This is a genomic window from Mesorhizobium sp. WSM4821 (assembly GCF_055901555.1).
Map to the genome: position 1 here is coordinate 6,053,841 of NZ_CM148371.1, position 22,741 is coordinate 6,076,581.

At 61.0% G+C, this 22,741-nt stretch carries 22 protein-coding genes and 1 pseudogene; 5 read left to right on the top strand and 18 right to left on the bottom strand.

The window, feature by feature from the left end; translation table 11 throughout:
- Positions 1-43 precede the first annotated feature (43 nt).
- Genes AC0NID_RS29605 through AC0NID_RS29635 form a run of 7 tightly spaced genes read right to left on the bottom strand, consistent with a single transcriptional unit; the run spans position 44 to position 5,556 of the window.
- The gene (locus AC0NID_RS29605; RefSeq protein WP_473457028.1) at positions 44-325 is read right to left on the bottom strand and encodes a BMC domain-containing protein; all 282 of its coding nucleotides are present in this window, start codon (positions 323-325) and stop codon (positions 44-46) included.
- A 24-nt stretch (positions 326-349) separates the two neighbouring features.
- Positions 350-592 carry a EutN/CcmL family microcompartment protein gene (locus AC0NID_RS29610; RefSeq protein ID WP_473457026.1) on the bottom strand — a complete coding sequence of 81 codons (243 nt, stop codon included), beginning with the start codon at positions 590-592 and terminating at the stop codon, positions 350-352.
- A gap of 11 nt (positions 593-603) precedes the next feature.
- Positions 604-1,017 carry a hypothetical protein gene (locus AC0NID_RS29615; RefSeq protein ID WP_473457025.1) on the bottom strand — a complete coding sequence of 138 codons (414 nt, stop codon included), beginning with the start codon at positions 1,015-1,017 and terminating at the stop codon, positions 604-606.
- 5 nt (positions 1,018-1,022) lie between these two features.
- Positions 1,023-1,622, bottom strand: a complete 600-nt coding sequence (locus AC0NID_RS29620) for a hypothetical protein (RefSeq protein ID WP_473457024.1) — start codon at positions 1,620-1,622, stop codon at positions 1,023-1,025.
- 18 nt (positions 1,623-1,640) lie between these two features.
- Complete coding sequence (locus AC0NID_RS29625; RefSeq protein WP_473457023.1) at positions 1,641-3,233, bottom strand: aldehyde dehydrogenase family protein; 1,593 nt, start codon at positions 3,231-3,233, stop codon at positions 1,641-1,643.
- A gap of 12 nt (positions 3,234-3,245) precedes the next feature.
- Positions 3,246-4,538: a class-III pyridoxal-phosphate-dependent aminotransferase gene (locus AC0NID_RS29630; RefSeq protein ID WP_473457022.1), complete on the bottom strand. Its 1,293-nt coding sequence runs from the start codon at positions 4,536-4,538 to the stop codon at positions 3,246-3,248.
- A complete protein-coding gene (locus AC0NID_RS29635) occupies positions 4,531-5,556 on the bottom strand; it encodes a phosphotransferase enzyme family protein (protein WP_473457021.1) in 1,026 nt (341 codons plus the stop codon). The genes AC0NID_RS29630 and AC0NID_RS29635 overlap by 8 nt, the downstream gene beginning before the upstream one ends.
- A gap of 303 nt (positions 5,557-5,859) precedes the next feature.
- Here AC0NID_RS29635 and qhpR (AC0NID_RS29640) point away from each other — a divergent pair, with 303 nt between their 5' ends.
- Positions 5,860-6,927: an AraC-like transcriptional regulator QhpR gene (gene qhpR / locus AC0NID_RS29640; RefSeq protein WP_473457020.1), complete on the top strand. Its 1,068-nt coding sequence runs from the start codon at positions 5,860-5,862 to the stop codon at positions 6,925-6,927.
- 24 nt (positions 6,928-6,951) lie between these two features.
- On the opposite strand, the gene fabG is transcribed toward qhpR (AC0NID_RS29640), so the two are convergent.
- The 7 genes from fabG to AC0NID_RS29675 all read right to left on the bottom strand — a co-directional run bounded on the left by fabG (position 6,952) and on the right by AC0NID_RS29675 (position 14,753).
- Positions 6,952-7,734 (bottom strand): 3-oxoacyl-ACP reductase FabG, encoded by a 783-nt coding sequence (fabG, locus tag AC0NID_RS29645; RefSeq protein ID WP_473457019.1) that lies wholly within the window; start codon positions 7,732-7,734, stop codon positions 6,952-6,954.
- A gap of 17 nt (positions 7,735-7,751) precedes the next feature.
- Complete coding sequence (locus tag AC0NID_RS29650) at positions 7,752-8,567, bottom strand: ABC transporter permease (RefSeq protein ID WP_473457018.1); 816 nt, start codon at positions 8,565-8,567, stop codon at positions 7,752-7,754.
- Between the two features lie 3 nt (positions 8,568-8,570).
- Positions 8,571-9,428, bottom strand: coding sequence for an ABC transporter permease (locus AC0NID_RS29655; RefSeq protein WP_473457017.1), 858 nt, complete (start codon positions 9,426-9,428; stop codon positions 8,571-8,573).
- A gap of 13 nt (positions 9,429-9,441) precedes the next feature.
- A complete protein-coding gene (locus tag AC0NID_RS29660) occupies positions 9,442-10,506 on the bottom strand; it encodes an ABC transporter ATP-binding protein (protein WP_473457016.1) in 1,065 nt (354 codons plus the stop codon).
- A 90-nt stretch (positions 10,507-10,596) separates the two neighbouring features.
- Positions 10,597-11,760, bottom strand: coding sequence for an ABC transporter substrate-binding protein (locus AC0NID_RS29665; RefSeq protein ID WP_473457015.1), 1,164 nt, complete (start codon positions 11,758-11,760; stop codon positions 10,597-10,599).
- Between the two features lie 261 nt (positions 11,761-12,021).
- On the bottom strand, positions 12,022-12,462 hold the full coding sequence (locus AC0NID_RS29670; protein ID WP_473457014.1) for a diol dehydratase small subunit: 441 nt from the start codon (positions 12,460-12,462) through the stop codon (positions 12,022-12,024).
- Positions 12,459-14,753 carry a propanediol/glycerol family dehydratase large subunit gene (locus AC0NID_RS29675; RefSeq protein ID WP_473457013.1) on the bottom strand — a complete coding sequence of 765 codons (2,295 nt, stop codon included), beginning with the start codon at positions 14,751-14,753 and terminating at the stop codon, positions 12,459-12,461. The genes AC0NID_RS29670 and AC0NID_RS29675 overlap by 4 nt, the downstream gene beginning before the upstream one ends.
- Before the next feature lie 221 nt (positions 14,754-14,974).
- Between AC0NID_RS29675 and qhpR (AC0NID_RS29680) the strand changes: the two genes are divergently transcribed.
- The 3 genes from qhpR (AC0NID_RS29680) to AC0NID_RS29690 all read left to right on the top strand — a co-directional run bounded on the left by qhpR (AC0NID_RS29680) (position 14,975) and on the right by AC0NID_RS29690 (position 17,699).
- Entirely contained in the window at positions 14,975-16,153 is a 1,179-nt protein-coding gene (gene qhpR / locus AC0NID_RS29680; protein WP_473457012.1) for an AraC-like transcriptional regulator QhpR, read from the top strand.
- A gap of 251 nt (positions 16,154-16,404) precedes the next feature.
- Positions 16,405-17,124 (top strand): hypothetical protein, encoded by a 720-nt coding sequence (locus AC0NID_RS29685; RefSeq protein WP_473457011.1) that lies wholly within the window; start codon positions 16,405-16,407, stop codon positions 17,122-17,124.
- Between the two features lie 329 nt (positions 17,125-17,453).
- Positions 17,454-17,699, top strand: coding sequence for a DUF982 domain-containing protein (locus tag AC0NID_RS29690; RefSeq protein WP_473457009.1), 246 nt, complete (start codon positions 17,454-17,456; stop codon positions 17,697-17,699).
- A 448-nt stretch (positions 17,700-18,147) separates the two neighbouring features.
- Here AC0NID_RS29690 and AC0NID_RS29695 read toward each other — a convergent pair whose 3' ends face one another.
- Positions 18,148-19,431: a glycosyltransferase gene (locus AC0NID_RS29695; RefSeq protein ID WP_473457008.1), complete on the bottom strand. Its 1,284-nt coding sequence runs from the start codon at positions 19,429-19,431 to the stop codon at positions 18,148-18,150.
- Positions 19,432-19,802: 371 nt separating this feature from the next.
- On the opposite strand from AC0NID_RS29695, the pseudogene AC0NID_RS29700 reads away from it, so the two are divergent.
- Positions 19,803-20,289: pseudogene (locus tag AC0NID_RS29700) on the top strand (transposase); the annotation flags it as partial.
- Between the two features lie 6 nt (positions 20,290-20,295).
- On the opposite strand, the gene AC0NID_RS29705 reads toward AC0NID_RS29700, so the two are convergent.
- From AC0NID_RS29705 to AC0NID_RS29715, 3 genes are all read right to left on the bottom strand, one after another.
- Entirely contained in the window at positions 20,296-20,460 is a 165-nt protein-coding gene (locus AC0NID_RS29705; RefSeq protein ID WP_473457007.1) for a hypothetical protein, read from the bottom strand.
- Between the two features lie 140 nt (positions 20,461-20,600).
- Positions 20,601-20,996: a DCC1-like thiol-disulfide oxidoreductase family protein gene (locus tag AC0NID_RS29710; protein ID WP_473457006.1), complete on the bottom strand. Its 396-nt coding sequence runs from the start codon at positions 20,994-20,996 to the stop codon at positions 20,601-20,603.
- Positions 20,983-22,704, bottom strand: a complete 1,722-nt coding sequence (locus AC0NID_RS29715; RefSeq protein ID WP_473457004.1) for a hypothetical protein — start codon at positions 22,702-22,704, stop codon at positions 20,983-20,985. The genes AC0NID_RS29710 and AC0NID_RS29715 overlap by 14 nt, the downstream gene beginning before the upstream one ends.
- Positions 22,705-22,741 lie beyond the last annotated feature (37 nt).

The window sequence follows — 22,741 nt, forward strand, 5'->3', positions numbered from 1 at the left end:
CCCGCCCGCAAGCAGGAGAATCCTTCCGGGACGAAGATGGCTGTCACTTGCCGGTCGCTGAGGCGAAATGCTTGCCGAGATCAGGATGCGGGCGCGGAATGACGTGCACCGAGACCAGCGTGCCGACGCTGGAGGCCGCCTCGGCACCGGCTTCGGTAGCAGCCTTCACCGCGCCGACATCGCCATTGATGATGATGGCCACGAGACCGTCACCGACTTCCTCACGTCCGACCACCGTCACATTCGCTGCCTTCACCATGGCGTCGGCCGCGGCCAGCGCCGCGACGAACCCTCTGGTCTCGATCATTCCAATTGCGTTCGACATAGTGCTCTCCCTGGTTGCGAAACGTTATTTGGATTTCGGTTTTGGCGTCTCGTCGAGCGAGCCGATGATCAATGCATCGATCGGAATCTTGCCACCACCGAGCCATGAGGCGGCGGTGGAACCAGTGACGATGAGGACTTCCTCGCCTTCGCCACAGCCCAGGACATCAAAAGCAACCATAAGCCCGCCGCTGGCGCCTTGCACTTCGAGGAACGCCCCGGACGGAATGTGCTCGATGCGCTTTGATGCCCAGTAGCGGCCCACCACGCGACCACGTATCATTGTCTGATCCTCTCTACGCTGATGTTGCGCACGGTCGCCTTGTCGCGAGCCAATGGAGTAATGCTGACGCCAGGGCCGAGTTGGAGACGCGTGACGTGCGTCGGCAGCTTGCCGATCACCGCCTCGGTGACGACCCCCACATCGATGCGACGGCTCGGGCTCGTGGCCGGGGCGGTTGCGACAACGCCATCCGCCTCGAGGCGAAACGGATGTCGCCCGGCCTCGATCGCGTCGCGGATCTTCGGGTCGTCGGCGAGCCGCAGGACCTCACGGGCGAAGCTGGCGAGATCGGCGTTACTTGTGATTCGGACGGGTTGAGGACCGGCCGGTGCTTGGCCTTGCCCAAGATGCTTCACTTCCTCGGCGATCACATCGCGAATGAGGCTGCGGATGGCGTCCTTGTCCAACATGCCAGTCACCCCTTCAGCGCAGCAAGTGCTGCTTGCGCGCCCATACGTACGTCGGACTCCGCTCCGGACAGATAGACCCTTCCGGTGGAGCCGAACATGCGGTAGTCGATCACCTTGATGTCGGCGGTCTTCTCGGCTTCGTTGGTGGCGAGCACCGCGTAGGATGCGGGTTGCATCTCGAGAACGAAAAGTGATTCTCCCGGCAGGATCATCGATCCCGATTTGTTGCGATTGATGAGGAATGCGTGGCCGTGATCGATCCGGGTAACGATCTTGGAGGCCAGTATCTGCGGCTTGATGGCCGCTCCGGTGCCAGCCTCGAGCATGTCTCGCACGGCGCCAGCCGCCGATTTCACCGCCGCGACGGAGCGCGAATGGAATTCGAGATAGCCGAACTGACGTTCCACCACCAGCATGCCGCCGCTGACATCGGCATGCTTCAACGCCACATCCGTCAGCCCCTCGACGTCGAGACCCGGCGCGACCTCAATGATCTGTGCTGCCATATTGGTGCGCGGCAGACGCCCGCGCATGCCGCTTGCCATGTAGCACAGCGTCTGCGGCTGCAACTGGTCGATGAAGATGAAGGAGCGCAACTCGGCCATGCTGTCAGGTCGCCTTGTTCATGGCTGCAACGCATCGCGGAGTTCTTCGAGCACCATGCGGCGAATCTCTTCGCGCAGTTGGGCGATGTCATCCATATCCGCCGTCGCGCGTAGCTTCGGCGGCGCGGTCCGCATCTGGTCCGCACCCTCCTGCAGGCGTCCAAGAGAAATCGGCGCTTCTCGTCCGAGCGCCAGGGGCGACCCTCCCGCCCAGGCATCCACTTGCGCGAAATCGCCGAACGCCTCCTTGGCATCGTCGTTGTAGGCGATGCGGGTCCAGTTGACGAGATGCTGCGGCCCGACATTCTCGCCGACCGATGACGAGCCGAAAAAACCGGTGCCGATGGTGAAGGCGGGCGCGAGATGGGTGCCATAACCTGCCGCGCCCAGGCTGCAGGGCGCATTGACGACGACGCGCAACGCCTTCACCGCCGCGCCGTAGGCGAGGATCGTGGCGGTGTCATTGCTATGGATTGCGGCAGAATGGCCGGGCCCGGAGAGGCGGATCAGCGAGCACGCCCGGGCAATGCCGGCTTGCGCATGCGGCACGCGCAAAAAGCCAAGCACCGGACAGAGCTTTTCCTTCGACAGCGGCTCATCGATCCCCACGCGGTCGATCTCGGCAATGATGATCTTGATGTTGGTGCTCAGGCGCAGGCCAATCATCGCGCCGATCTCGACAGCCGACTTGCCAAGCACCTCAACGTTGAAGCTGCCGAGGCCAAACAGCAATTCGCGCAGCGCCGCAACCTCTTCGGGCTTCGCCACGTGCGCGCCAGCGGATTTCATACGCTGAAGCAACTGGTCGGCGATGGCCTCCACTGCTACAACGACGCTTTCATTGGTACAGAGGATCGAATTGTCGAAGCTCTTCGAGGCGACAATTCGTTTGGCTGCCTCCGCCAGATCGGCGCTTTCGTCGACCAGGGCAGGTGCGTTGCCCGGCCCGACCCCGATCGCAGGGTTGCCCGAACCGTAGGCAGCGCGGACCATTGGCGTGCCGCCGGTTGCCAGGATCACGGCGATGGCCGGCGATTTCATGACGTGGTCGATCAGCGGCAGGTTGGGCTGCTCGATCACCTGGATAATGCCGGCAGGCGCGCCCGCTGCTTCCGCCGCTTCAGCCATCAGCTTCGCGGCACGGGCCGAACACGCCTTGGCCTTGGGATGCGGCGAGACCACGATGGCGTTGCGGGTCGCCAGCGTCATCATCACCTTGTAATACGTCGTACAGACGGGATTTGTGGACGGCGTCAACGCGAAGACGATGCCCGCCGGACGCGGCAGTTCCACCATCTTCTGGTCCGGCAAGACCCGGGGCGAGCAGAAATCCTGCTTGGAATAAAGTTCGTAGAGCCCTCGCGAGGTGAGCTCGTTCTTGATCTTCTTGTGCTCGACGACACCGAAACCGGTTTCCTTAACGGCTGCCTCGGCAAGTTCGCCCGCATGCGCGTGAGCGATATCGGCGGCTGCCCGTGCGATCTTGTCCACGCGGGCGCGATCGAACCGGGCGAAAGCGGTTGCGGCCCACTCCGCTGTCTGCAGCATGAGGTCCGCGGTTCCGCTCGCGCGCTGGTCTCCGGCAAGGATTTCCTCGACGATCGCGGTCATCGCATCGTGTCCTTACGCGGCACGGTACTGGCCTCGTCCACGACCCAGGGTTTCAGCATAAGCGAGGCCAATGCTGCGCTCGACGCGCTCGAGCACCTCCGCGCACAGATCGGCGGTCATCAGCACGCCGGGCTTGAACTGCAGCACCCGCGGATCGAGAGTCGAGAAGATCGCCCAGACGCCATTCTCGTAGAGGTGCTTCATGACCGGCTTGGCGCCTTGTGGAAAATCGAATTCAAGCCCCATGACGACGCCGCATTGGCGAATCCCGACAAAGAAGTCCGGGTAGAGCTTCATGACCTGGTGGAGGCCATTGCGAAACGTTTCCGAGATATAGTTGACCATGGGTCTGACGGTCGGTCGCTGCAGGATCTCCAGCGTTTTCATAGCGACCAGGCAACCCAGTTCGGCCCCGCCCATGGTTGACATATGCGCGAAGCCGTCCTGAGTGAGCCAACCGGCAAAGGGCTCGCGAACAATGACACAGGCGATCGGATACATGCCCCCGGAGATGCCCTTGCCGGTGACCACCATGTCCGGCGTGATGCCATAACGCTGGTAACCCCACATCTCACCGCAACGCATCAGGCCAGTCTGGACCTCGTCGGCGATGTAGAGGGCGCCGTAGCGCTCGCACAGCACTTTCACCTCCTGGAGGTAACCGGGCAGCGGCATTGGAAAGCCGTAGGTGGCTGGGATCGTCTCCATGATCAGGGCCGCCACATCCCTGCCCCTGAGCGCGTCTTCCATGGCGGTGAGATCGTTGAACGGCACATGGACGAAGTCGTCCGGCTGGTCGGACAGGAAGATCTTCTTGAACCGGTCGGCGCCGGCGGCGACCGCCAGTCCCGTGTGGCCGTGATAGGCGTTGACGATCGAAACGATCTTGCGCCGCTGCGTGGCATGGCGCGCCGTCTTCAGCGCGATGTCGATGGCCTCGGCGCCGCCGGAGGCATACATGGTGTAGTGCAGATCGCCGCCGCAGATTTGCGCCAGCCTTTCGGCCAGTGCAGTGCGCGCCTGCGACGGAAAGTGGTGGTTGCCCATATCGAAGCGCTGGGTGCCTCGATTGAGAATTTCGATCAGCTCCGGATGCCGGTGACCGATATTGTAGGTGCCGCCGTTGAGATGGAGATCGATCAGGCGTCTGCCGTCCATATCCCACAGCAGGTAGCCTTCACGCCGGTCGATGACGAGGTCGACGCCCATATCCTGCCAGGCCTGGGTCTTGCCTGGATTCCAAAACGTTTTCGACTTGGCGATGAACTCGCGCTTTTGCGGGCTCTGCGGTTTCGGATCAGCCATATTGGGCTCCGGGTCCAAACGACGAATACTTGCTGAGGTAGCGTTCGGCGAGTTCGCAGGTGCCGGTGCTGTATCCGGGACCCTCGCTGCGGGCGAGCTCGGTCTCGCTGTGCGATCCCATCCACGCAAACAGCGTCATGCGTCGCATCAGGATGAAGGTCCACAGCTCATCCTCGTCCTCCCTGGGCACAATGCGGTGGCGGCGATAGCCTTCTTTCCAAGCCTCCATCAGTTCCGGCACGTCGGCGCGATCTTCGAAGAAGCTCACCGCAGTTGCGGCGTCGTAGAGGAACCAGCCCAGGCCGCAATCGTCGAAGTCGATGACCCGGACGTCTCCATCGTGAACAAGGAGATTGGCGAGCCGAAAATCTGCGTGAATGAGACCGTAGCGCTCGCGAGCTTGGCCGAAGCGCTCAAGACGCCGCTCCATAAGATCGACGGCTCGCTGCAGCAACCGGATGCGATCCGGCGTGCAATCCGGCCCGTCCTGCCAACGCCCCCAATTGGCCCGAGCACCGAGGGAGTGCTCGAAATCCCAGCACAGGCGATCGAAATATGACGGCCGCTGCCAGATCTGACTGTGATTGTGACAGCGCGCCGTCACCTCGCCGAGCGCACGGAAGGCTGGGACGAGATTGTCCTGAGGCGGCTCGACACCGTCGATGAATTCGAACAGCACGCAATTGCGTGCCATGGCCAGAGTTGGGTGTTCGACCCACTGGATGTCGGCCCCATCATTGCCAGTGATGGCCTGGGGCGTGTTGACGCCAGCATCGGCCTTGAGGGCACGCATCCATGCGAGCTCACTGCGGATACCGTCCGTGCTGTGGTAGGCATGGCGATGGACCCGCAGGATTACCGGGCGCGGGCGAGCCGGAGGCTCAACGCGATACGTCCAGTTTTCGGAGTGATTGATCAGGGTGAGGCCGGCCCCTTCCAGGCCCCAGCGCGGCAACGCCGCAACGGCCAATTGGTGCGTCGCCTGCAACAGCTCTTTCGTTGTGAGCGCGCCGCTCATGCATTGTTCTCGCTTCGGCGATGAAGAGAAGCGGCTCCGATCAAGGACGTCTCGCCCGGCTCCACTGCTCTTTGGACGAATGTCCCTGATTTGTCTCCCACGCTAGACTGCCGTCAGGCAGCGTGCTTGACCGGTGAGGCAGCGATCTTGACACCTCGCGCAAAGAGCCCGGGCACCCAACGTGGACAATCACAAGTCTCGCTTTGCGCTGGCTGGGTCTCGGCCTTGGGTCATTTCCCTTGAAGCTGGCGCACGGGTCGTGCAATTATTTGATCGATCCATAGCTTGGCCAGGACGTTGGAAGTGACATCCGCTCTGCTGGAACGAGAGTCTGCAGCTGCAAGGAATAGCGCGCCGATCGTGCTCGCCGCAGCAGCGACAGGGCTTGTCGACTTCATCGAGGCGCAAGGCGGCGATGTGGATTCGATCTTCGGCAATTCCGGGATAGCCCCGGACATGGCCGGCGCGCCGACCCTGAAAGTCAAGCTCGCCTCCTATTGCCGCTTGTTCGAGGAGGCCGCAAAGCAGGTCCGCTCCGGACATTTTTGTGCCGGGAATTTCGGTCTCTGGTTCGGCCAACAGTTTCAGCCGCGCGACCTCGGCATGTGGGGTTATGCGGCAATCTCCGCGCCCACGCTGGGCGCGGCGCTCGACAATCTGGTGCGGCTGTTTCACCATCATCAGGAATCGTCCTGGATGCAACTGGCAAAGCACAGCGACGGCCTGATGCATCTCGAGTACCAGATCTACTCCTCTGAGATCGTCGAACGCCGCCAGGATGCCGAACTGTCGCTCGGCATGTTTGCAAACGTGATCAGGGATTGCGGCGGGCCGAGATGGTCCCCGGTGGAAGTTCACTTTGAGCACCCGCGACCGGAATTCTCAAAGGAGCACGAGGCCGCCTTCGATGCGCCGGTCCACTTCAGCCAGCCCACCAATGCACTGCTGTTTCGACCAGAACTTCTGGACCGGGCCATGCCCGGCAGAGATCTGCAATTGATGAGCATGATGGAGACTTGCCTGGAATCCCTCGGCTCGCATCGGGCAGGCGATGAAGGGCTCGTCGATCGGGTCAAGACCGCGGTTCGAACCAACCTGCCCAATGGGTATCCAAGCCTCGACCGCATTGCGCATGAATTGCGCGTCACCGCCGCCAGCATCCAGCGCGACCTTACAGAGCAGGGCATGACCTACAAGGACGCGGTCGAACTGACGCGGCAGACCATGGCACGGACATATCTCGACCAACGCCAACTTCCGCTAACCGAAATCGCCTTCCTGCTTGGTTATTCGGAGCTTTCTGCCTTCACGCGAGCCTTCACCCGCTGGACCGGCGTCAGCCCGAGCACCTATCGCAAGCGCGGTCACTGAGGCGGCCGGCAAGAACCAGGTTCGTCACATCTGCGAAAGCGCATCGGGCGATTCCGGCAGAATCTGGCCGCCGTCGACGATGATGGTCTGTCCTGTGATGTAGCGGGCCTCGCGGCTAGCGAAAAACAATGCCGCGTGGCCGATGTCCTCTACATCCCCGAGATGGCCCAGAGGTACTGCCGCGGCCATGCCCTTCATATAGTCCGGCCCAAGCCCCTCCAGGCCCTCGGTCACGATGTTGCCGGGCATCACAGCGTTGATGGTGATGCCATATTTCGCCAGTTCCATGCAGGCGGTTCGCATGAAACCAAGCTGCCCCGCCTTGGTCGCGCCATAGTGGCTCCAGCCGGGAAAGCCGGTCACCGGACCGGTGATCGAGGACGTGATGACGATGCGTCCCTCTCCGGTTGTCTTGAGGTACGGCACGCAAGCCTTGACCGAGAGGAAGGTGCCCTTGAGGTTGGTGGCCTGGACTTCGTCCCACATCTGCGCGCTCATGTCTTCGATCGTCGCCTGTGGGAACATGCCGGCGTTGGCACATAGGACATCGACCCCGCCGTAGCGGTCCACGGCGGCCTTCGCCATCGCTTCCATATCCTCAAGTCTCGTCACATCAGCGGAAAATCCGCTGGCCGTATGGCCCATCTCAGTCAGCTGCCTCGCTGCGGCTTGCGCCGAAGCGAGATTGCGACCGACGACCAGGACCTTCGCGCCATGTCTGGCAAAGACGCGGGCGATACCCTTGCCGATGCCTTTGCTGGCGCCTGTCACGACGACCGACTTGTCTCTGATTGATTCAGCCAACATCGCACTAACCCTCCAACTCAATGGCCGCCATCGGCGTTTGCGCGGCGGCGCAGGACGATAATGATGAGATAACCCAGAAACAAAAGCAGCGCGGCGCCAAGCGTGGACACGGTGCCCAGCACGGGCACGCCTGGCGTATAGCCGGCGACCATCTTGGCATACAGATACTCCGGCAGAGTGGTGTCCGCGCCGGTGGTGTAGAGCGAAAGCGGGAAATTGCCCCAAGAGAGCAGGAAGGCGAACAAGGCGCCGGAGAAAATGCCCGGAAACAACACAGGCAGCGTCACTTCCCGAAAAACCTGCCACCGCGTGGCGCCGAGATCGAAGGCTGCCTCCTCCAAGGCCGGATCGAACGAATAGACCTGGATGGAGATCACCAGTGTGCAAACCGGTATGATCCATACCAGATGAGCAAATACAGCGGTCTGCCATGACATGGTGAAGCCCAGCGCGTTGAACCACAGCAGCAGTGCGAGGCCGAGCACCGTCTGCGGAAAGAAGATCGGCAGCAGCACGATCTTCTGATAAGCGGAGCGGCCTTTCCATTCATATCGCGCAAAGGCCAGAGCGCCCAACAACGCGATCACGACGGCGATCAGCGTGACGCACAACGCGATGCTGAGGGAGGTCCTGAAGAGCTGGTGCACTTCCAGCGAGGCGAATGTCTTGTACCACCAATCGAGGCCCCATTTGGTGATGGGAAACATGAAATAGCGGCTGGACGTGCTTGAGGCGAGCAGCAGGCTGATTGCGGGCAGGTACATGAAGACGATGACCGCGAGAGCCCATGTCCAGATCAAAGCGCGCCGCACATGATCACCAGGGCTGTCCATCGATCACCTCCGGCCCAGGATGGAGTCGAGGTCGAAGCGTCGCAGCACCACCAGCACCAGCGCGCCAACAACCAGCATCAACAGCACGGAGAGCGCGGCTCCCAGCGGCCAGTTCTGCGCGTAGGTGAACGCGATCTCGATGTCATGTGTGATGGGTATGATGCGCTGACCACCCAAGACTTTGGCCTCGGCAATGGCTCCGACCGCCAGCACGAAGGTCAGCAGAAAGCCGATGACGATGCCGGGCATCGCGAGCGGCAGATCGATCTCCTTGAAAACCTGCCAACGTGTGGCGCCGAGATCGAAGGCGGCGTCGCGGGTCTGTTGCGGCACCATGGAGACGCCGAGGGTCATCGGAAACAGCATGAACGGCAGGTATACATAGACCATGCCGAGCAGCGTCAGGCCGGTGGTGAAGAGAACGCTTTCCGGCTCGTAGCCGAAGGCGGTCTTCAGTGTGCCCAAGAGCACACCGTTCTTGATGAAGAACAGGATCCAGCCATAGATCCGCACATTCTCGGAGACGAACAGGGGCAGCGTGAACAGGAGTGTTATCAGGGTCGCATATCTTCCGAACACGCGCGCCAGACCAAAGGCCACGGGATAGCAGACAAAGGCAAGGATCACGACCGTGAGTGCGGCCAGGCCGAGCGACCACAAGAAAGTGATGTAGCTCGATGAATTGAAGATTTCGACGTAGTTCGCGAAGCTCCAGTCTTGCCAGAGGCTGAACGTGCGCGTCGGCACGAAGCTGAAGCCGATGACCGCCAGCAGCGGGGCGACAAAGCCGCAAAGCAAGAAGACAATGATGGGGATTGCGTGACGCGCCCCGGGAACGAAAATCTCGCTGAGCGTCTTCATCAGCGCCACCACTTCAATCGGTCACCAGGATGCTGTCGCGCGCATCCCAGCCGATCAGCACGGTGTCGTCTCGCTTGCCCAAAAAACTCTGCTGCCGCAGCTTCTCGATGATGAAGACGTGGTCGCCGACCCGCACCTGGTACTGAATGCGCGAACCGAGGACATATTCGTTGTAGAGCAGGCCTTCGAGACAATTGTCCGCCTCGGCCCGGCTGGCGACGAAGCGCAGCGATTCCGGGCGAACCACCACATAGCCGGAGGCAAAGCCAGGCGGAACCGGCGGGCTCTTGAGTTTCACACCGAGGTCGGCGGCGTTGACATGGCCAGGCTCATCGGTGGTGACAGCAATGACGTTGACGTCGCCGATGAACTCGGAAACGAATTTGGTGCGCGGGGCGGAATAGATCTCCTGGGGGGATCCAACCTGGACCAGCTTTCCCGAGCGCATGACACCGATCCGGTCACTCATCACCATCGCTTCTTCAAGGCTATGGGTGATGTAGATGAAGGTCTTGCCGGTTTCGCGGTGGATGTCCTTCAGCTCCTTCTCGAGCGTCTTCCTGAGCTTGTAGTCGATGGCCGAGAGCGGCTCGTCAAAGAACAGAATATCTGGTTCATATGCGAGCGCCCGTGCCAGCGCGACGCGCTGGCGTTCCCCACCGGAACACTTTGTGACATTCTTGCCGTAATAGGTTTCCGGCAGCCGCAATTGGGCCATGAGCTCCAGCGCGCGAACCTTTCGCGCCGTGGAATCGACCCCCTTCATCTTGAGTGAGAACTCGATGTTCTGGCCAACCGTGCGATGTGGAAACAGCGCCAGCGACTGGAACACCATGCAGGTCGGCCGCTTGTTGGCGGGCAGCTCGTTGATGCGTTTGCCACGCAGCAGGATATCACCTGAGCTGGCGAATTCCATGCCCGTCAACATGCGCAGCAGGGTTGTTTTGCCGCTGCCCGAAGGGCCGACGATGGTGAAGAACTCGCCCTCTTGGAAGTCAAGATCAATGCCGTCTACAGCAACAAGCCCGCCAAACGCTTTGGTGAGATTGCGCAGCTGCAAGATTGGTAGGGCAGCCATGGACCTCGCATTCCACAGTGAGAAATGGATCGGGTCGCCCGACTGGAAAAGCTTGGGCGACCCGGCAATCAGTGCCATATCACCGGAGCGTCAGCCGCCGGAGGCTTCGCGCTTGGCAGCGCTCATGATATCGAGCAGCTTGTCGTAATCCGGCACGATGTCATATTCGACGGAACGCGACATCTCCTCCTCGAGGCTGTCCCACTGGATCACTTCGAGCTCTTCCTTTGTGAAGAGGTCGAAGCAGGCGGGATTTCCCATCTGGGTGACCGGATTGAAAGTTCCCTCGGCAAAGGCGACCGTATGCGACATTTCCGGCGACTGGACATATTCAAGGAAGTCTTCAGCATGCGTCGAAAGATCGGGGTTGTTCACCACCGAAGTGATCTCGATCCAGGAGATGCCGCCCTTGCCGCCCGCCATCGGGCCTTTGAGCGGCGTGACGGCGCGGATGTTGAGATTGCCGTCGGCACGCGCAGGCGAGCAGGAATAGGTGCCGCCGGTCAGGTAGAAATCGATCTCGCCGGAGACCAGCGCCTGGTTCATCGTGGCTAGATCGCCGACCATGCGGGCACCCTTGAACACGCGCTTGGCGGTCTCGGTGTATTTCGTCACTTCCTCATCGGTGTGCTCCCGAAACGGATCGAACCCTGCGATGCAGCACAGATCGAAGACGTTCCAATCATCCGAAGCCTGCACACCGTACTTTTTGTCGTTGGCGGCATCGTTCCAGAGATCCCAGCCCTGGTCCTCTGCGGTGGCGCGGCTGATCTTGTCGGTATTGACGACAAAGCTGTAGGGGCCGAAGCGCTGTGCCATGCCGAGCAGTTGCTGGCCGGCATCGTCCATGGCCCATTTGTAGGGCGGCTTGAAGTCCGGCAGCATCTTGTCAAAATACGGCTCGAAGCGGGCGCGGTCGATCGGCTTGATCAGCTTTTCCGGGAACATGATCTTTCGCGCCCACGGATTGTTGACGTTGATCAGGTCCCAAATATTGGTCTCGCCCGCGCGCAGGCGGTTGATCATCGTCGGATCATTGGTCAGCGACTCGGCGCGCACGGTTGCGCCGGTCGAGGTGCGGAACGGGTCAAGCACCTGGGCAGAGTTATAACCTTCCCAGCACAGAATGTTCAGCTCGTTGGTGCGGGCCGCCGCAGCAGGGCGCAAGCCGGCTGCGGCGCCGACAGCCAATGCGGCCGTCGCTGCCGCGGAAGTCTTCAGAAAATCGCGTCGCGTGTGCGAGAAATCGCTCATTGAACCCTCCATTGGCGCGATCCTGGGACTCACCCTCGATCCCCATCGGTCGCTTTTTTATCAACCATGCTGACCGCAGCCTCGCGCCGCAGTTAGCGGTCATTATCTGCCTTGGATCGCCTGCCATTCGCGTGCAGGTTCTTGTTCTTCGGTAGCTTTAGCTCGCTTGACGATAAGGACCGCCGGCCGGCCAGTCTTGACATTAACGCCGGTAATCTTGACAGCCTGGCAAACGGAGGCCACGGCTAGCCATCTGCAGCCTCAGAACCGGTAGGAGAACAGGCCTCGCCGTTCGTAGACCTCCGCCGCTTCCTCGACAAAATCCGCCATGCGGCTTGCACCGTAGGCAGTCCGCAGAGTCGCTGCGGCCGAGAGCAGCGCCATCTTGTCGCGCGCGCGGCCTGGCCGCAGCAGCTCATAGACCTCGAGCACGACATCCTGCGGCACATCGATCAGTTCGGCCGCGCGTCGGAAGTTGCTGCCAAGCGTTGGCCGGCCGGCATCGTCTGCGATCTGTGCCTGGTCGAGCAGCGCCTGTGCCGTGATGCGCAAGTCGGCGAGTTTCACGTCGCCCGACTCGACCGCTGCCAGCGTGAGATCGTCGAGCGACTTCCCGTTCGCAGTTTTCACCCAGTCGGGACGTTTCTCGGCGAGCGGATAGTCGATGATGCCAAGCGGACGTTTTTGATCCTCGTCAGTCATCCCGCCCTCTCCAGATCAGTTATCTCTATGTCTTCCGGCGGAGCACCCGATTGCGTCGCCGCTGTTTCAATGGCGTACAGAAAGGCCACCTGAGCATGATATCGCGCGCCCAGCGCGATCCCCTGGCTCGGGACGACCACGGGTTGGGGCATGTCTCCTCGAGCATAGATTGCAGCGTTCTCGCCCAGCGCCCTGTAATGCGCCAAAGTCGTGACGGGAGCGTTGGAAAAAAGCTCTAGGTTGTGGTGTGGAAGCCGGTCGGCCTGATGGATCACCGCTGTTCCCTTTGCCTGGATGCCGATGCCGATGCCGGAGCCAGCCAGGCGCGCCGCTGAAAGGCCAAGGAAGGATGTATCGGCAGTGTGGCGCATGCGCACGACACGCGGCACGCAGCCATTGGCGCGGATGCCGTCCGAAAGCGCACGCAGCACGGCCGACAGCGGATGGCCGGCCAGCGTCTGGTACAGCTTAACGCCAAACGCCGGGCTGACGCCGATGACGATCTCGTTTCGCGGCCCGTTTTGCCCCGCCGGTCCCAGCGTCTTGTAGGCAATGCGTCGTGCTTCGGCGCCGGCGAATGCGGCCTCGGTGCGAAGGACTTCATCGCGCGTAAGGACATTGCGGATGGCGCCCAGTTCCTTGCGCCGCGCATCATTGAGACGATAACCCGTGCCGGGGCCAGCATAATCATTGGGGTCATTGACCGCGCTGATGACGTGGCCGTCACGCACCACCGCAGCCGTCTGGAGGTAATCGCCGGAGACGCGCAACCGCACCACATTCAACAAGTTCTGTGCCTCCTCGCGGAAGCCGCGCCTCGCCAGGGCCTTGATCACGTCGAGCACGGTGATACCGCGCGCTTTGATGCGGTCGCTGATCAGAGCCACGTCGCGCGGTGTATAGCTGTCCGTGTCGTTGGAGCCCGACGCGACGGCGACGCTCAGTTTCATTGCAGCTGTCGGGGCGCCGAGCTCGAGTTCGGCATAAACCGCCGTCAGCGCATCGATGGCCCGCCGGCGAAGCTCCAGCGCGCCGGCTTCATCGATGGATGTCAGGCCGCCATCGGCTTCGAAATCGCGCTGCAGGACGAGAAAATCCTCCATCTCCTCACCATTGAAGGAGGAGGGATTGAAGGAATTGTCGTATTTCAGAATAGACCCCATGCCGGAGCAGACCAGATCAGAGCCGGCAATCAGGAACGGCAGGATCTTGGCGCCAACTCGGATCTCGGATTCCGAATGCCGCGCGTCATTGCCCGTGGCGCATTCAAGGTCGAGCCAGACGGCGATCAGGTTCTCCGCCATCAGCTCGCGCACACCGCCAGGCATGCTGGAGGCAAGTGGGGCACCGTCTATGCCGCCGTTCTGGGTGCCCTGAACACCCATCGCGCGCTGCAAGCAAAGGCAGCGGGCCTCCAGGTAGAGCAGTGACTTCGATTCGTGAAATCCCATCAGGAGTTCCGAGGCAGCTCCTGAGGTGCAGCGCATCTTTATCCCGCGCGATGCGTAGGCCGCGGCCAGAAATCCCTTTGACCACGGCGTGTCGTCGCCGTCGGTGAAAGCGCGCTCGGTACCATAGACCGAGACCGTTTCTGCGTAAGATGTGAAGCCGGCCAGGCCGATCTGCAGTTCCTCGGCTTCTTCGCTCGCGCACTGGAACAGCGTGCCCCAGCGCCCCACCGCCGCACCCACGGCGCAGGCAAGCGCGTTAGACCAGGCATTGCGGGCGACACGCATGGTTGTCTCGATTTCATCGAAGCCGAATGCGACGGCGATCGCCGCATCCGCAGCCAGCTGAAGCGGGTCATCCTTGGCGTTTGTGACATGGCCTTGGTTGCCCGGAGTCTTGCGTGTCCGCATCTTGGAAAAAGCGAATGCCAGCTCAATGGAGGAGAGCTGCCCCACAACCTCTGCCAGCTTGGCGGGTGTCAGCCCGTGGGCGAGCTCGGCAAGCTCCGTGCGAGGCACTGAAACGTCGATCAGCATGCGCGCGATGTGCGCCGAATCCATCGCCATCGCCGTCTCGGTCCGTGCCAGATCCAGGTGATGATTGGCGATGAAGTGGTCGATCATGTCAAAATCGGCGGCTGCCGTGCCGTCCATGCTGACGATCCGGCCGCGTTCGACGATCAATCCGGGCTTCGGGTCGCGCGCGCCACGGAAGGCGGCAAAGCCGTTCTCGGCATCCTCGACCGCAAACTTGTCGAGCCGCAACGGCCGCTCGTCCCAATCCGCGAACCGCTGCCACCGGTTGGCGCCGTGATGCGGCTCGGGCCGGATGTCTTTGGTCATCGGCGTCTGCCCTCCTCAACGTCGGCGCAGCGCCGCGCCTATACGTCAGCTCTGGATCGCTGTCTCTGGCATCGTCTTTGCATATACTTGACCACACGCCGCCGGCTTGACCGGAAGCGTATCAGTTTTGACAGGAGGCGGTCACATCGCCTTGCGGCACCAGAGCTGGCATGCCATCATTTGCGATCCGCAGCCGATGTTGACACTTGTCGAGGAACAGCATGGCTCTGGCCGAGCCCTCATCATCAGCTGCGTTGCAGGGCGGCGCGGTCGCGCCCGTGGTACTGGCGGCTGCTGCGGCTGGCCTGACCAGTTTCATTGGGTCGCAAGGGGGGGACGCAGACGAGATCTTCGAACATTGCGGGCTGGCGCTGGACATGGTCACCGCGCCGACGCTTCATCTTCGGCTGGACACTTTCTGTAACCTGTTCGAGCATGCTGCGGAGCGCACCGGATGCGACAATTTCGGCCTCCTTTTCGGCCAGCAGTTTCAGCCGCGCGATCTTGGCATGTGGGGATATGCAGCGCTCTCCGCGCCCACCCTTGGATCGGCCCTGGAGACGCTAGCCGATCTTTTCGGCTACCAGCAAAGCTCGTCGACGATGCGCTTCAGGCGCGAAGATGAGAAACGCGTTCGGCTGGAATATCAGATACTGACGCCCTCAATCGTAGCTCGACGTCAGGACGCCGAATTGTCGCTGGGTCAATTTACCAACCTCATTCGCGAATGCTGCGGCCGCAATTGGTCACCGGCCGAGGTCCAGTTCGAGCACCCGCGCCCTGCCGACTGGCGCCAGCACGCCCTCGTATTCGGCGCACCGGTCTTCTTCGGCTGCCCCAGCAATGCGATCATTCTTGAGTCCGAACTTTTGGACCGGCCGATGCCAGGACGTGATCTCAAATTGCTCTCGATGATGCGTCATTGCCTGGAGATCGTCGGCTCACGAGGAGAGACGGACTCATTGTTTGACCGGATCCGCAGCACCGTACGCCAGCATCTCCCGAACGGCTCGCCTACACTCGAGGCCATCGCAGAGACGTTGCGCACGACGCCAACCGCAATTCGCCGCACTTTGGCTGATGAAAGCCTGAACCTGCGAGAAGCGGTTGACGCGGTGCGCTTTCAATTGGCGAGGCACTATCTACTCCAACGCCACTTACCGTTGACTGAGATCGCATTGCTGCTCGGCTACTCCGAGCTTTCTGCTTTCACGCGCGCTTTCACTCGTTGGGCCGGCACATCTCCGCTGGGGTACCGCAATGGGTGTCTGCGGCACAGTGCCATGGACATCGAGGGCCGAGGTGAGGCCTTCAAGGCCGGAACTTTTGTCGAGAAGCCTGCGAACGAACGCGTGCTTGCAGATTTGGCGAGTTCGCTGGCCACGCACCGCGCACCCTGATCACTTGGGCCGTTGTTCTCTTGGTTGAGTCGTCGTGCCGAAAGGGGCGGCGGACTTTTGCTTTGACGGGCACAAGCCCAATAGGCTTTCTCTTGCGTTCTTTAAATTTGATTCGAAATAGGTCGCTGCCCGTAAGGCATGATCGCAAACATTGGTGCGTGTTAGCAATTCAGAAAGTCTCCGAGTTCGTTATCCCTAATGTAGCAAGCACTGAAACTGCTGCTGTCAGGTAACGAGCGAAGGAGAGTCTCATGGCAAATTTCGTGAAGAGTTTCGCCACAGCTTTAGCCAGTGGTGCACTTATTTTATCTCTGTCTTTCCCTGCCAGCGCGGGCGGCATTAGCGTCGGCGCAGGCGCATCGGTTGGAGGCGGAGGCGGTATTGGCGTCGGCGCCGGCGCATCAGTTGGAGGCGGAGGCGGTATAAATGCCGGCCTCGGCGCCTCGGTCGGCGGCAGTGGCGGCGTCAATGCGGGAGCCGGCGCTTCGATCGGCGGTAGCAGCGGGGTGAATGCGGGAACCGGCGCCTCGATCGGCGGCAAGAAACGCATTACCGCGGGTGTCGGCGCTTCGATCGGCGGCCGAAGCGGGGTGAATGCCGGCGCCGGTGCATCGATTGGCGGCAGCAAGGGCGTTACCGCGGGTGCCGGCGCTAATGTGGGTGGTACTGGTGGTATCACTGCCGGCGCAGGCGCAAATGTGGGCGGCACCGGCGGCATCACAGCGGGTTTGGGTGCCAATGTTGGTGGGACAGGCGGTGTGGGCGTGGGCGTCGGTGTTGGCGTTGGCGGCGGAACTCTCGCTGGAACCGGGACGGCTGGAACACCCGGCACTCGCGGCGCGAGCGTGGTCGCGCAGATGTCCAACAGCCAGTTACTACGGATGAAGAAGCGCTGCGTCGACGTGCTTGGGAGCGGCGGCACATACGATCGCGACCTACGTGAGCTTTGCTTGCTGATCTCGCGCCGCTGAGGAGACTGTTTCGCGAATGCGAGTGTCGCATCGGCCGCGGAGGCTTTGACAACACTCTGCTGATCTCAGCGGGCCAGCCCGCCACCGGCAAGGTGGCGGGCTATGGCAACTCTTTTGTTCGTCCCTGCGGTGTTCGTGAGACTGAAATGGACGGTGTCAGGCATGGCTGCAACGATGCGAAGGCAGCCCTTGAGCAGCTCAAGACGTGGACCCGGAGAGGGCCTCGCTGGCGGGCGATCCGATTGACCCTCACGTGATACGAATGGCTTTTGAGGCCGCTGCCAAGGAAGGAAGCCAACGTGTCATCTTTCTCCTGACTAGGAAGTCTTATGGCTATCCATTGGTTTCACTCTCCGGTCTATATCGAAACCGACCGACCTGGGTTCACCTACGTCTGCACCAATGTCGAGAGTGCCGCTGTGGAACTCATGAAGTGGACCACGCGGGGACCCAAGTGGAAGGAGGCGGTCGAGGTCTGCATGGCTCTCATTGAAGGCGAGCGCACGACCGACGACGTGAGGAAGGCATTCGAGGCCGCTGCCGAGGAGGAGGGGTTGCTGCGCTCCTCTAAATAGTAGCTCGATTGCTGCCGCTGTTCCTTGACCATGCGCCTTGGTGCCGAGGAAGACCTTCGGGCCTTCGGGCCGCCTCGCTGCAGGATTTTCAGGGAAGAGGTTGAAGACCGCGCCACATTGAGCGGCCCGACGGCCGCTCAAAGGATCGAGAGGCCGTCGGGCCTAACCGGCGAGGGTTTTAGCGGCGGGGCAGCGCCGGCCGGGGAGTCTTATAGGCCCTCCATGCGTTGCTGCTAATTTAGTAAAATTGTCATGTTCCGTTCCCCCCCGCCGTCAAATCGGATGAGCCTGGAGGCGACTCCATGCCTAAAACGAGTGTGGTAGCCGGGCGTCGGCCAGGTGTGGCCTGCTTCTTGCTATGGCCATGCAAGCTGGCGGGCTTCTCAAACCGTCAGTGGCGCCGTGCCATCGGGTGCTGGCTGCCGCACCCCCTAAGGTCCCGCAGCCGTTACTTTGCGGGGTCGCTGCGCGTCGCCACCGCGTCCTTGACGGCATTCGCAAGGTTGGCGAGGATTCTCCATTCCTGCTTGAGACCTTCGAGCGTCGCCTCAAGTGAGCGAGTGCCGAGAGCTCGGGTACCGCCATGGCTCGCGACAGCGCGCGAATAGAGATCGACGGTCTGCTGCGCGGTCGAGGATCGTGAATAGGAGGCCGCAGTCAGTCTGGCTTGTTCTTGCAACATCGCTCGACCCCGTGGCGTGATCGCGCGGACCTTGGCGAGAGCTTCGGAGAATTGGGCTGGGGAGGCATCGGCTGACAGGAGGCGGCCGTTCTTTCCGTTGCGTACCACTTCACGCACTCCAGGTTCATCAAGCCCGACCACGGGAACGCCGGCTGCCATCGCCTCGACGAGCACGAGACCCTGGGTTTCGGAACGCGACGAGAAGGCGAAGACGTCCATGGCGGCATAGACGTCGGCCAGATCGGCGCCTTCGACCACGCCCAGCAGATGGCATCTATCCTGAAGGCCAACATCGTCCAGCATCCGGCGCATTTCGGACGCTGACGAACCCTCGCCGGCGACGATAAAATGCGTGCGCTCATTTTGCGAAAGCAACAGGCAGACTGCTTCGGTGAGGTATGTCAGGTTCTTCTCCGGCGCCAGCCGGCCGACGTGCCCGACGATGAAATCGGTTTCCGCTATTCCCAGGCGGCTCCGCAACCTCTGCCGATCTCCGTTGGAGAACCTGGCCAGATCAATCCCTGTCGGGATTACGGCGATCGGCTTGGTGACATCGTGGTGGCGCAAGAGGTCGGCAATGCTGAGCGTTGGGGCGATGATATGGTCGCACAGATCACAGTAGCCGACCGCGAGGCTGAGCACGAGCCGTTGGAGGACCGGAGCGTCCTGGGCAACGTAGTGTCCGTAGAGTTCGTAGCGGGTGTGATAGGTGAATATGGCCGGCAACGCTCGTGACGCGGCGGTGCGAAGGGCGGTGTCGCCGAGAAGAAACGGGTGGTGCGAATGGATAATATCCGGCTCGAAGGCACTCAGCGTCTTTTCGAGGGAGCGGGTGAACGGGATCGGCACTGAAAAATCGCTCCCGTTAAAGTTCTGGATCGCAGGAACGCGAAGGATGTCGCTTTCCGATCGACCTGCTTCCGCATAGTCCGGCGCGACGATCAGGACCGCATGCCCCAACTCACGCAGCGTCTGCGACAACCACGCGACGCTGTGTGCAACGCCGCCGACATGCGGACTGAACGTGTTGGTAAACATCACAATGTTCATGCAAGGCTTATCCAGTACCGCGTCCATCGATCAAAAGGGCGCGGCCGCCTAAGAAACCGCCGCGTCCGGCCTGTCGCGCTATCGGATTTCGACCATCGTGAACCTTGCGACACTGCCGATTCCAAGTCTCATTGCGCCTGTAACGTGCTTCGGCGCTTTTGCTTTACGCGTTTGTTGCACGCGTTCGCGCCTCTCCTCCGTTATACTGGATTGCGTATAAATCAGAAATATACGCCAACGCGCATATTGAAAGCCTATACTGCCCAGCATTATTTTCTGGCTGCTGGGTGCCACGGGCGGACACGCCAAGAACTTCAGCCTCTTTTTGTCGCCCGGCGGTGGCTATCGAATGAGGCTCCCTATGATCCGCCGGCCAGTTCGCCCTATGTGCAAAAGCGTTGCCCGGCAATCCATATGATGGCCACACGCTCGAAAGCGTCATCCCAGACATGGAAAAAGCCATCGGCAACGAGATCAGCCGCAACTGCGGCGCGGCGATCAGAATGAGATCTCTCCCAGATCGCCGCGCTATAAGCATCCTCGCCGACGCCGGCTATCGCGGCCACAACGCACCGCAGAGCCACAAGTCCAGGGTCTTCACCAGCGGTCAGAAACGCCGCGTGACCCAGCCGTCAAGCGCCAGATGCGCCGCCGCCCGCGATCGAGCCCGTGATCGGCCACGTCAAGGCCGAGCACCGGATGGGCCGCAATTCCCTCGCCGGCCACCAGGGCGACGCCGTCAATGCTATCCTGGCCGCTGCAGGCTACAACTTCTCCCTCCCACCCAACTGGTTCAGGCAGCTTTTGTGGCTTCTCATCGCCGCCCTCCGAAGCCCGCCCAAACCCATCCCAGGCTGAAAAGCCTCAATGTTCACGGACCACGAGCAAGTCGCGCCAATTGTTGCCGTTGCTCGTCGCCGAATGAACAACCGCTCCTCCGACGAAGCGGTCCTTCCCCACCAGGCGACGCAGAAGGGTGGTGATGAGCAGACCTTCAGGCTGAGTGGTGGCGACGATAGGGCGGATCACGGGCAATCTTCGACATGCCTTCCTGATCGCAGAAATCCGTCACCTCTCGGTTAACTTTGCGGTGCCCTCAAACAATCCCGCTATAAATACGCCACGAAGTTGAAATCTGATCAGCTTTTTGTGACGTCTCTGAAAACGTTCTACTTTGCCTTGTTGATCTTCTTGCGGCCCAGAATCCTAAGCACAAGATTTCTTCCGGATCTTAAAAACGGGTAGAGAATGCGCGCCCTGTCTGGATCAGAGAAGACGCGAGCCATAAACCGATTGGCGAATGAGGACGAGCCGCTGGCAAGTGACAGCATGTGCATGCACTGAGCACCATGATACCAGCGTCCGCCGATTAGCGCGGCCATGCCGTCGTCCAGATCAAAACGGTCAAGCACCTCCAGAGCCTTTGGATCATCGGACCGGGCATCCACCAGCTGGACATGTCCGAAGGCCTGACGAAGCCTGATCATCTTGACGTACTGGCTGCAGAACGGGCATTCGCCGTCATAGACGATCGTGACGCCCTCTCGGGATTCACTGACGGACATCGATCCTGGGCCCCAAGGTTTGAGTCATGACTCGCCGAACGATCTTGCCATCTGCGACATCCAGGCAGACGGTATCGACCACATATCGATATGCCACGACGGCGCGAGAGTCCTGCGCCTCAAAATCGCGGTGCAGGAACGTCATGGAATAGTGATGGTGGGGATAGAGGTTGTAATCAACCGCAATAACCGAGTTTGCCAAATTCTCGGCGCGATTGTGCTGCCCAAGAATAAACAGCGCCGGGCGGGCCGTATCGTAGTCAGGCGGCGTAACTGGCTGTTCGACTGGATAGGCGCACTCGTTGGTAAGTTTCATGACCTCATAGTTGGACGAGGCAACTTCCGAGGACTTTGGCTGCACGTCCCTTATCCCGATCTGGCCGAAAGCTGAGGTCGGAACGTGGCCGGATTCGTGACGATACTCATGAAAGCTGAAGTGGCGGGCATAGAGCAGGTAGGAGGCATCGCGAAAGAAGCTTGGGGCGACCCGCACCCAGTCACCTTCTCCCGTGAGGGCCTCGAAATGTGCCTGCCGGATCTGCCTTGAATCGTACCAGCCGAGCCGCGCGTTATAAAAGACCACGTGGCCGAATATCGTGACAAGGATCCCGGTTACGATGGTGATTGTGGAGAACGAATTTTCCTTCATTCTCGTCAGAGCCGCAACGATCAGACTGTTCAAGATGATCCAGTGCAGAAAAAGGGCGCCGCTCAGAAGGAAGATCCCGATGTGCATGAGATCAAAGAACGCGGTCAGGCCGATGAGCCACCGTCGGCGCCAAAACGCGAGAAAGCATAGAAGCTGAGCAGCAAGGATGACGACATTCATCGGAATCTGGACAGCTCTGAAGGCTTCGTAAGCAAGAGCGAGCAGGGATTCAGAAAAGCCGAGCGGGGCCGCGCCCAGGCTGTACCCAGCCAGCATCATGGAGCTGGTCGGGTTTTCGAGGACCCAGCTCAGGGGCCCTCCGTCAAGCGTGATCTTGGCCATCCCGGACATGAAGTAGTTGCCGAAATGGGCGCCGATCCCGGCAAGAAGCAGTATGCCGGCAGCTTGGGCTGCGAAATTCCTGGTTCCGAGTTCGTCAAGGCTGGATAGGTTCCTGGTGACGGGCTTCAGCCGGCTCACACTCTGCAGCAGGCTCAGGACTATCAGGCCACAGGCCAGGAAGAGACCGACCTCAACCAAGGGCGCATAATCGTTGCGGCCCAGTTCCGCGGCACCGGAGACTGCCCGCGTGACATCCTTGTGGAAGGCGAAATAGACCATCGGGAAAATGGCGAAGGATGGCCGTAGGATCGACAGAAAGCCTGCGGCAAGCGCGATCAGGCGTGCATATTCGAGCGCATTGCCCAAGGCCTCTGCGCGGGCCGCGTCGGCAATGCTGAGTTCGTCTCCAAGCCCAAAGCCGAAGAGGCCGAGCGTTATCGCCAGGCCGACGACGATTGTACGAGCAGGCCGCGCCTCGGAGGGATAGCGTACGAATGCAAAAGCGCAGCATAGCACGGCCAACCCGATCGCGCCGGCCGTGGCAAAGGCAGGATCGTGCCAGGCCACCCGGGAGGCCGCTTTTTCGTAAAGCAGGATCGGAACGAGTCCGCACAGGAACGGGAAAAAGAGAAAGGCTGCAAGAACCCAACGCTCAACCGGTGAACGCACGATGCCGACTGACGGCCAAGGCGGGGCGCTGCCCGCTCCGATGCTCATGCCATGCATCTCCCGTCTTCCGGCATTTTTCGCCTAC

Excerpts from the sequence above, each read along its gene's own strand:
- AC0NID_RS29605 (WP_473457028.1), bottom strand. The coding sequence starts at position 325 with ATGTCGAACGCAATTGGAATGATCGAGACCAGAGGGTTCGTCGCGGCG.
- AC0NID_RS29615 (WP_473457025.1), bottom strand. The coding sequence starts at position 1,017 with ATGTTGGACAAGGACGCCATCCGCAGCCTCATTCGCGATGTGATCGCC.
- AC0NID_RS29620 (WP_473457024.1), bottom strand. The coding sequence starts at position 1,622 with ATGGCCGAGTTGCGCTCCTTCATCTTCATCGACCAGTTGCAGCCGCAG.
- AC0NID_RS29625 (WP_473457023.1), bottom strand. The coding sequence starts at position 3,233 with ATGACCGCGATCGTCGAGGAAATCCTTGCCGGAGACCAGCGCGCGAGC.
- AC0NID_RS29630 (WP_473457022.1), bottom strand. The coding sequence starts at position 4,538 with ATGGCTGATCCGAAACCGCAGAGCCCGCAAAAGCGCGAGTTCATCGCC.
- AC0NID_RS29635 (WP_473457021.1), bottom strand. The coding sequence starts at position 5,556 with ATGAGCGGCGCGCTCACAACGAAAGAGCTGTTGCAGGCGACGCACCAA.
- fabG (WP_473457019.1), bottom strand. The coding sequence starts at position 7,734 with ATGTTGGCTGAATCAATCAGAGACAAGTCGGTCGTCGTGACAGGCGCC.
- AC0NID_RS29650 (WP_473457018.1), bottom strand. The coding sequence starts at position 8,567 with ATGGACAGCCCTGGTGATCATGTGCGGCGCGCTTTGATCTGGACATGG.
- AC0NID_RS29655 (WP_473457017.1), bottom strand. The coding sequence starts at position 9,428 with ATGAAGACGCTCAGCGAGATTTTCGTTCCCGGGGCGCGTCACGCAATC.
- AC0NID_RS29660 (WP_473457016.1), bottom strand. The coding sequence starts at position 10,506 with ATGGCTGCCCTACCAATCTTGCAGCTGCGCAATCTCACCAAAGCGTTT.
- AC0NID_RS29665 (WP_473457015.1), bottom strand. The coding sequence starts at position 11,760 with ATGAGCGATTTCTCGCACACGCGACGCGATTTTCTGAAGACTTCCGCG.
- AC0NID_RS29670 (WP_473457014.1), bottom strand. The coding sequence starts at position 12,462 with ATGACTGACGAGGATCAAAAACGTCCGCTTGGCATCATCGACTATCCG.
- AC0NID_RS29675 (WP_473457013.1), bottom strand. The coding sequence starts at position 14,753 with ATGACCAAAGACATCCGGCCCGAGCCGCATCACGGCGCCAACCGGTGG.
- qhpR (WP_473457012.1), top strand. The coding sequence starts at position 14,975 with ATGGCTCTGGCCGAGCCCTCATCATCAGCTGCGTTGCAGGGCGGCGCG.
- AC0NID_RS29685 (WP_473457011.1), top strand. The coding sequence starts at position 16,405 with ATGGCAAATTTCGTGAAGAGTTTCGCCACAGCTTTAGCCAGTGGTGCA.
- AC0NID_RS29690 (WP_473457009.1), top strand. The coding sequence starts at position 17,454 with ATGGCTATCCATTGGTTTCACTCTCCGGTCTATATCGAAACCGACCGA.
- AC0NID_RS29695 (WP_473457008.1), bottom strand. The coding sequence starts at position 19,431 with ATGAACATTGTGATGTTTACCAACACGTTCAGTCCGCATGTCGGCGGC.
- AC0NID_RS29710 (WP_473457006.1), bottom strand. The coding sequence starts at position 20,996 with ATGTCCGTCAGTGAATCCCGAGAGGGCGTCACGATCGTCTATGACGGC.
- AC0NID_RS29715 (WP_473457004.1), bottom strand. The coding sequence starts at position 22,704 with ATGAGCATCGGAGCGGGCAGCGCCCCGCCTTGGCCGTCAGTCGGCATC.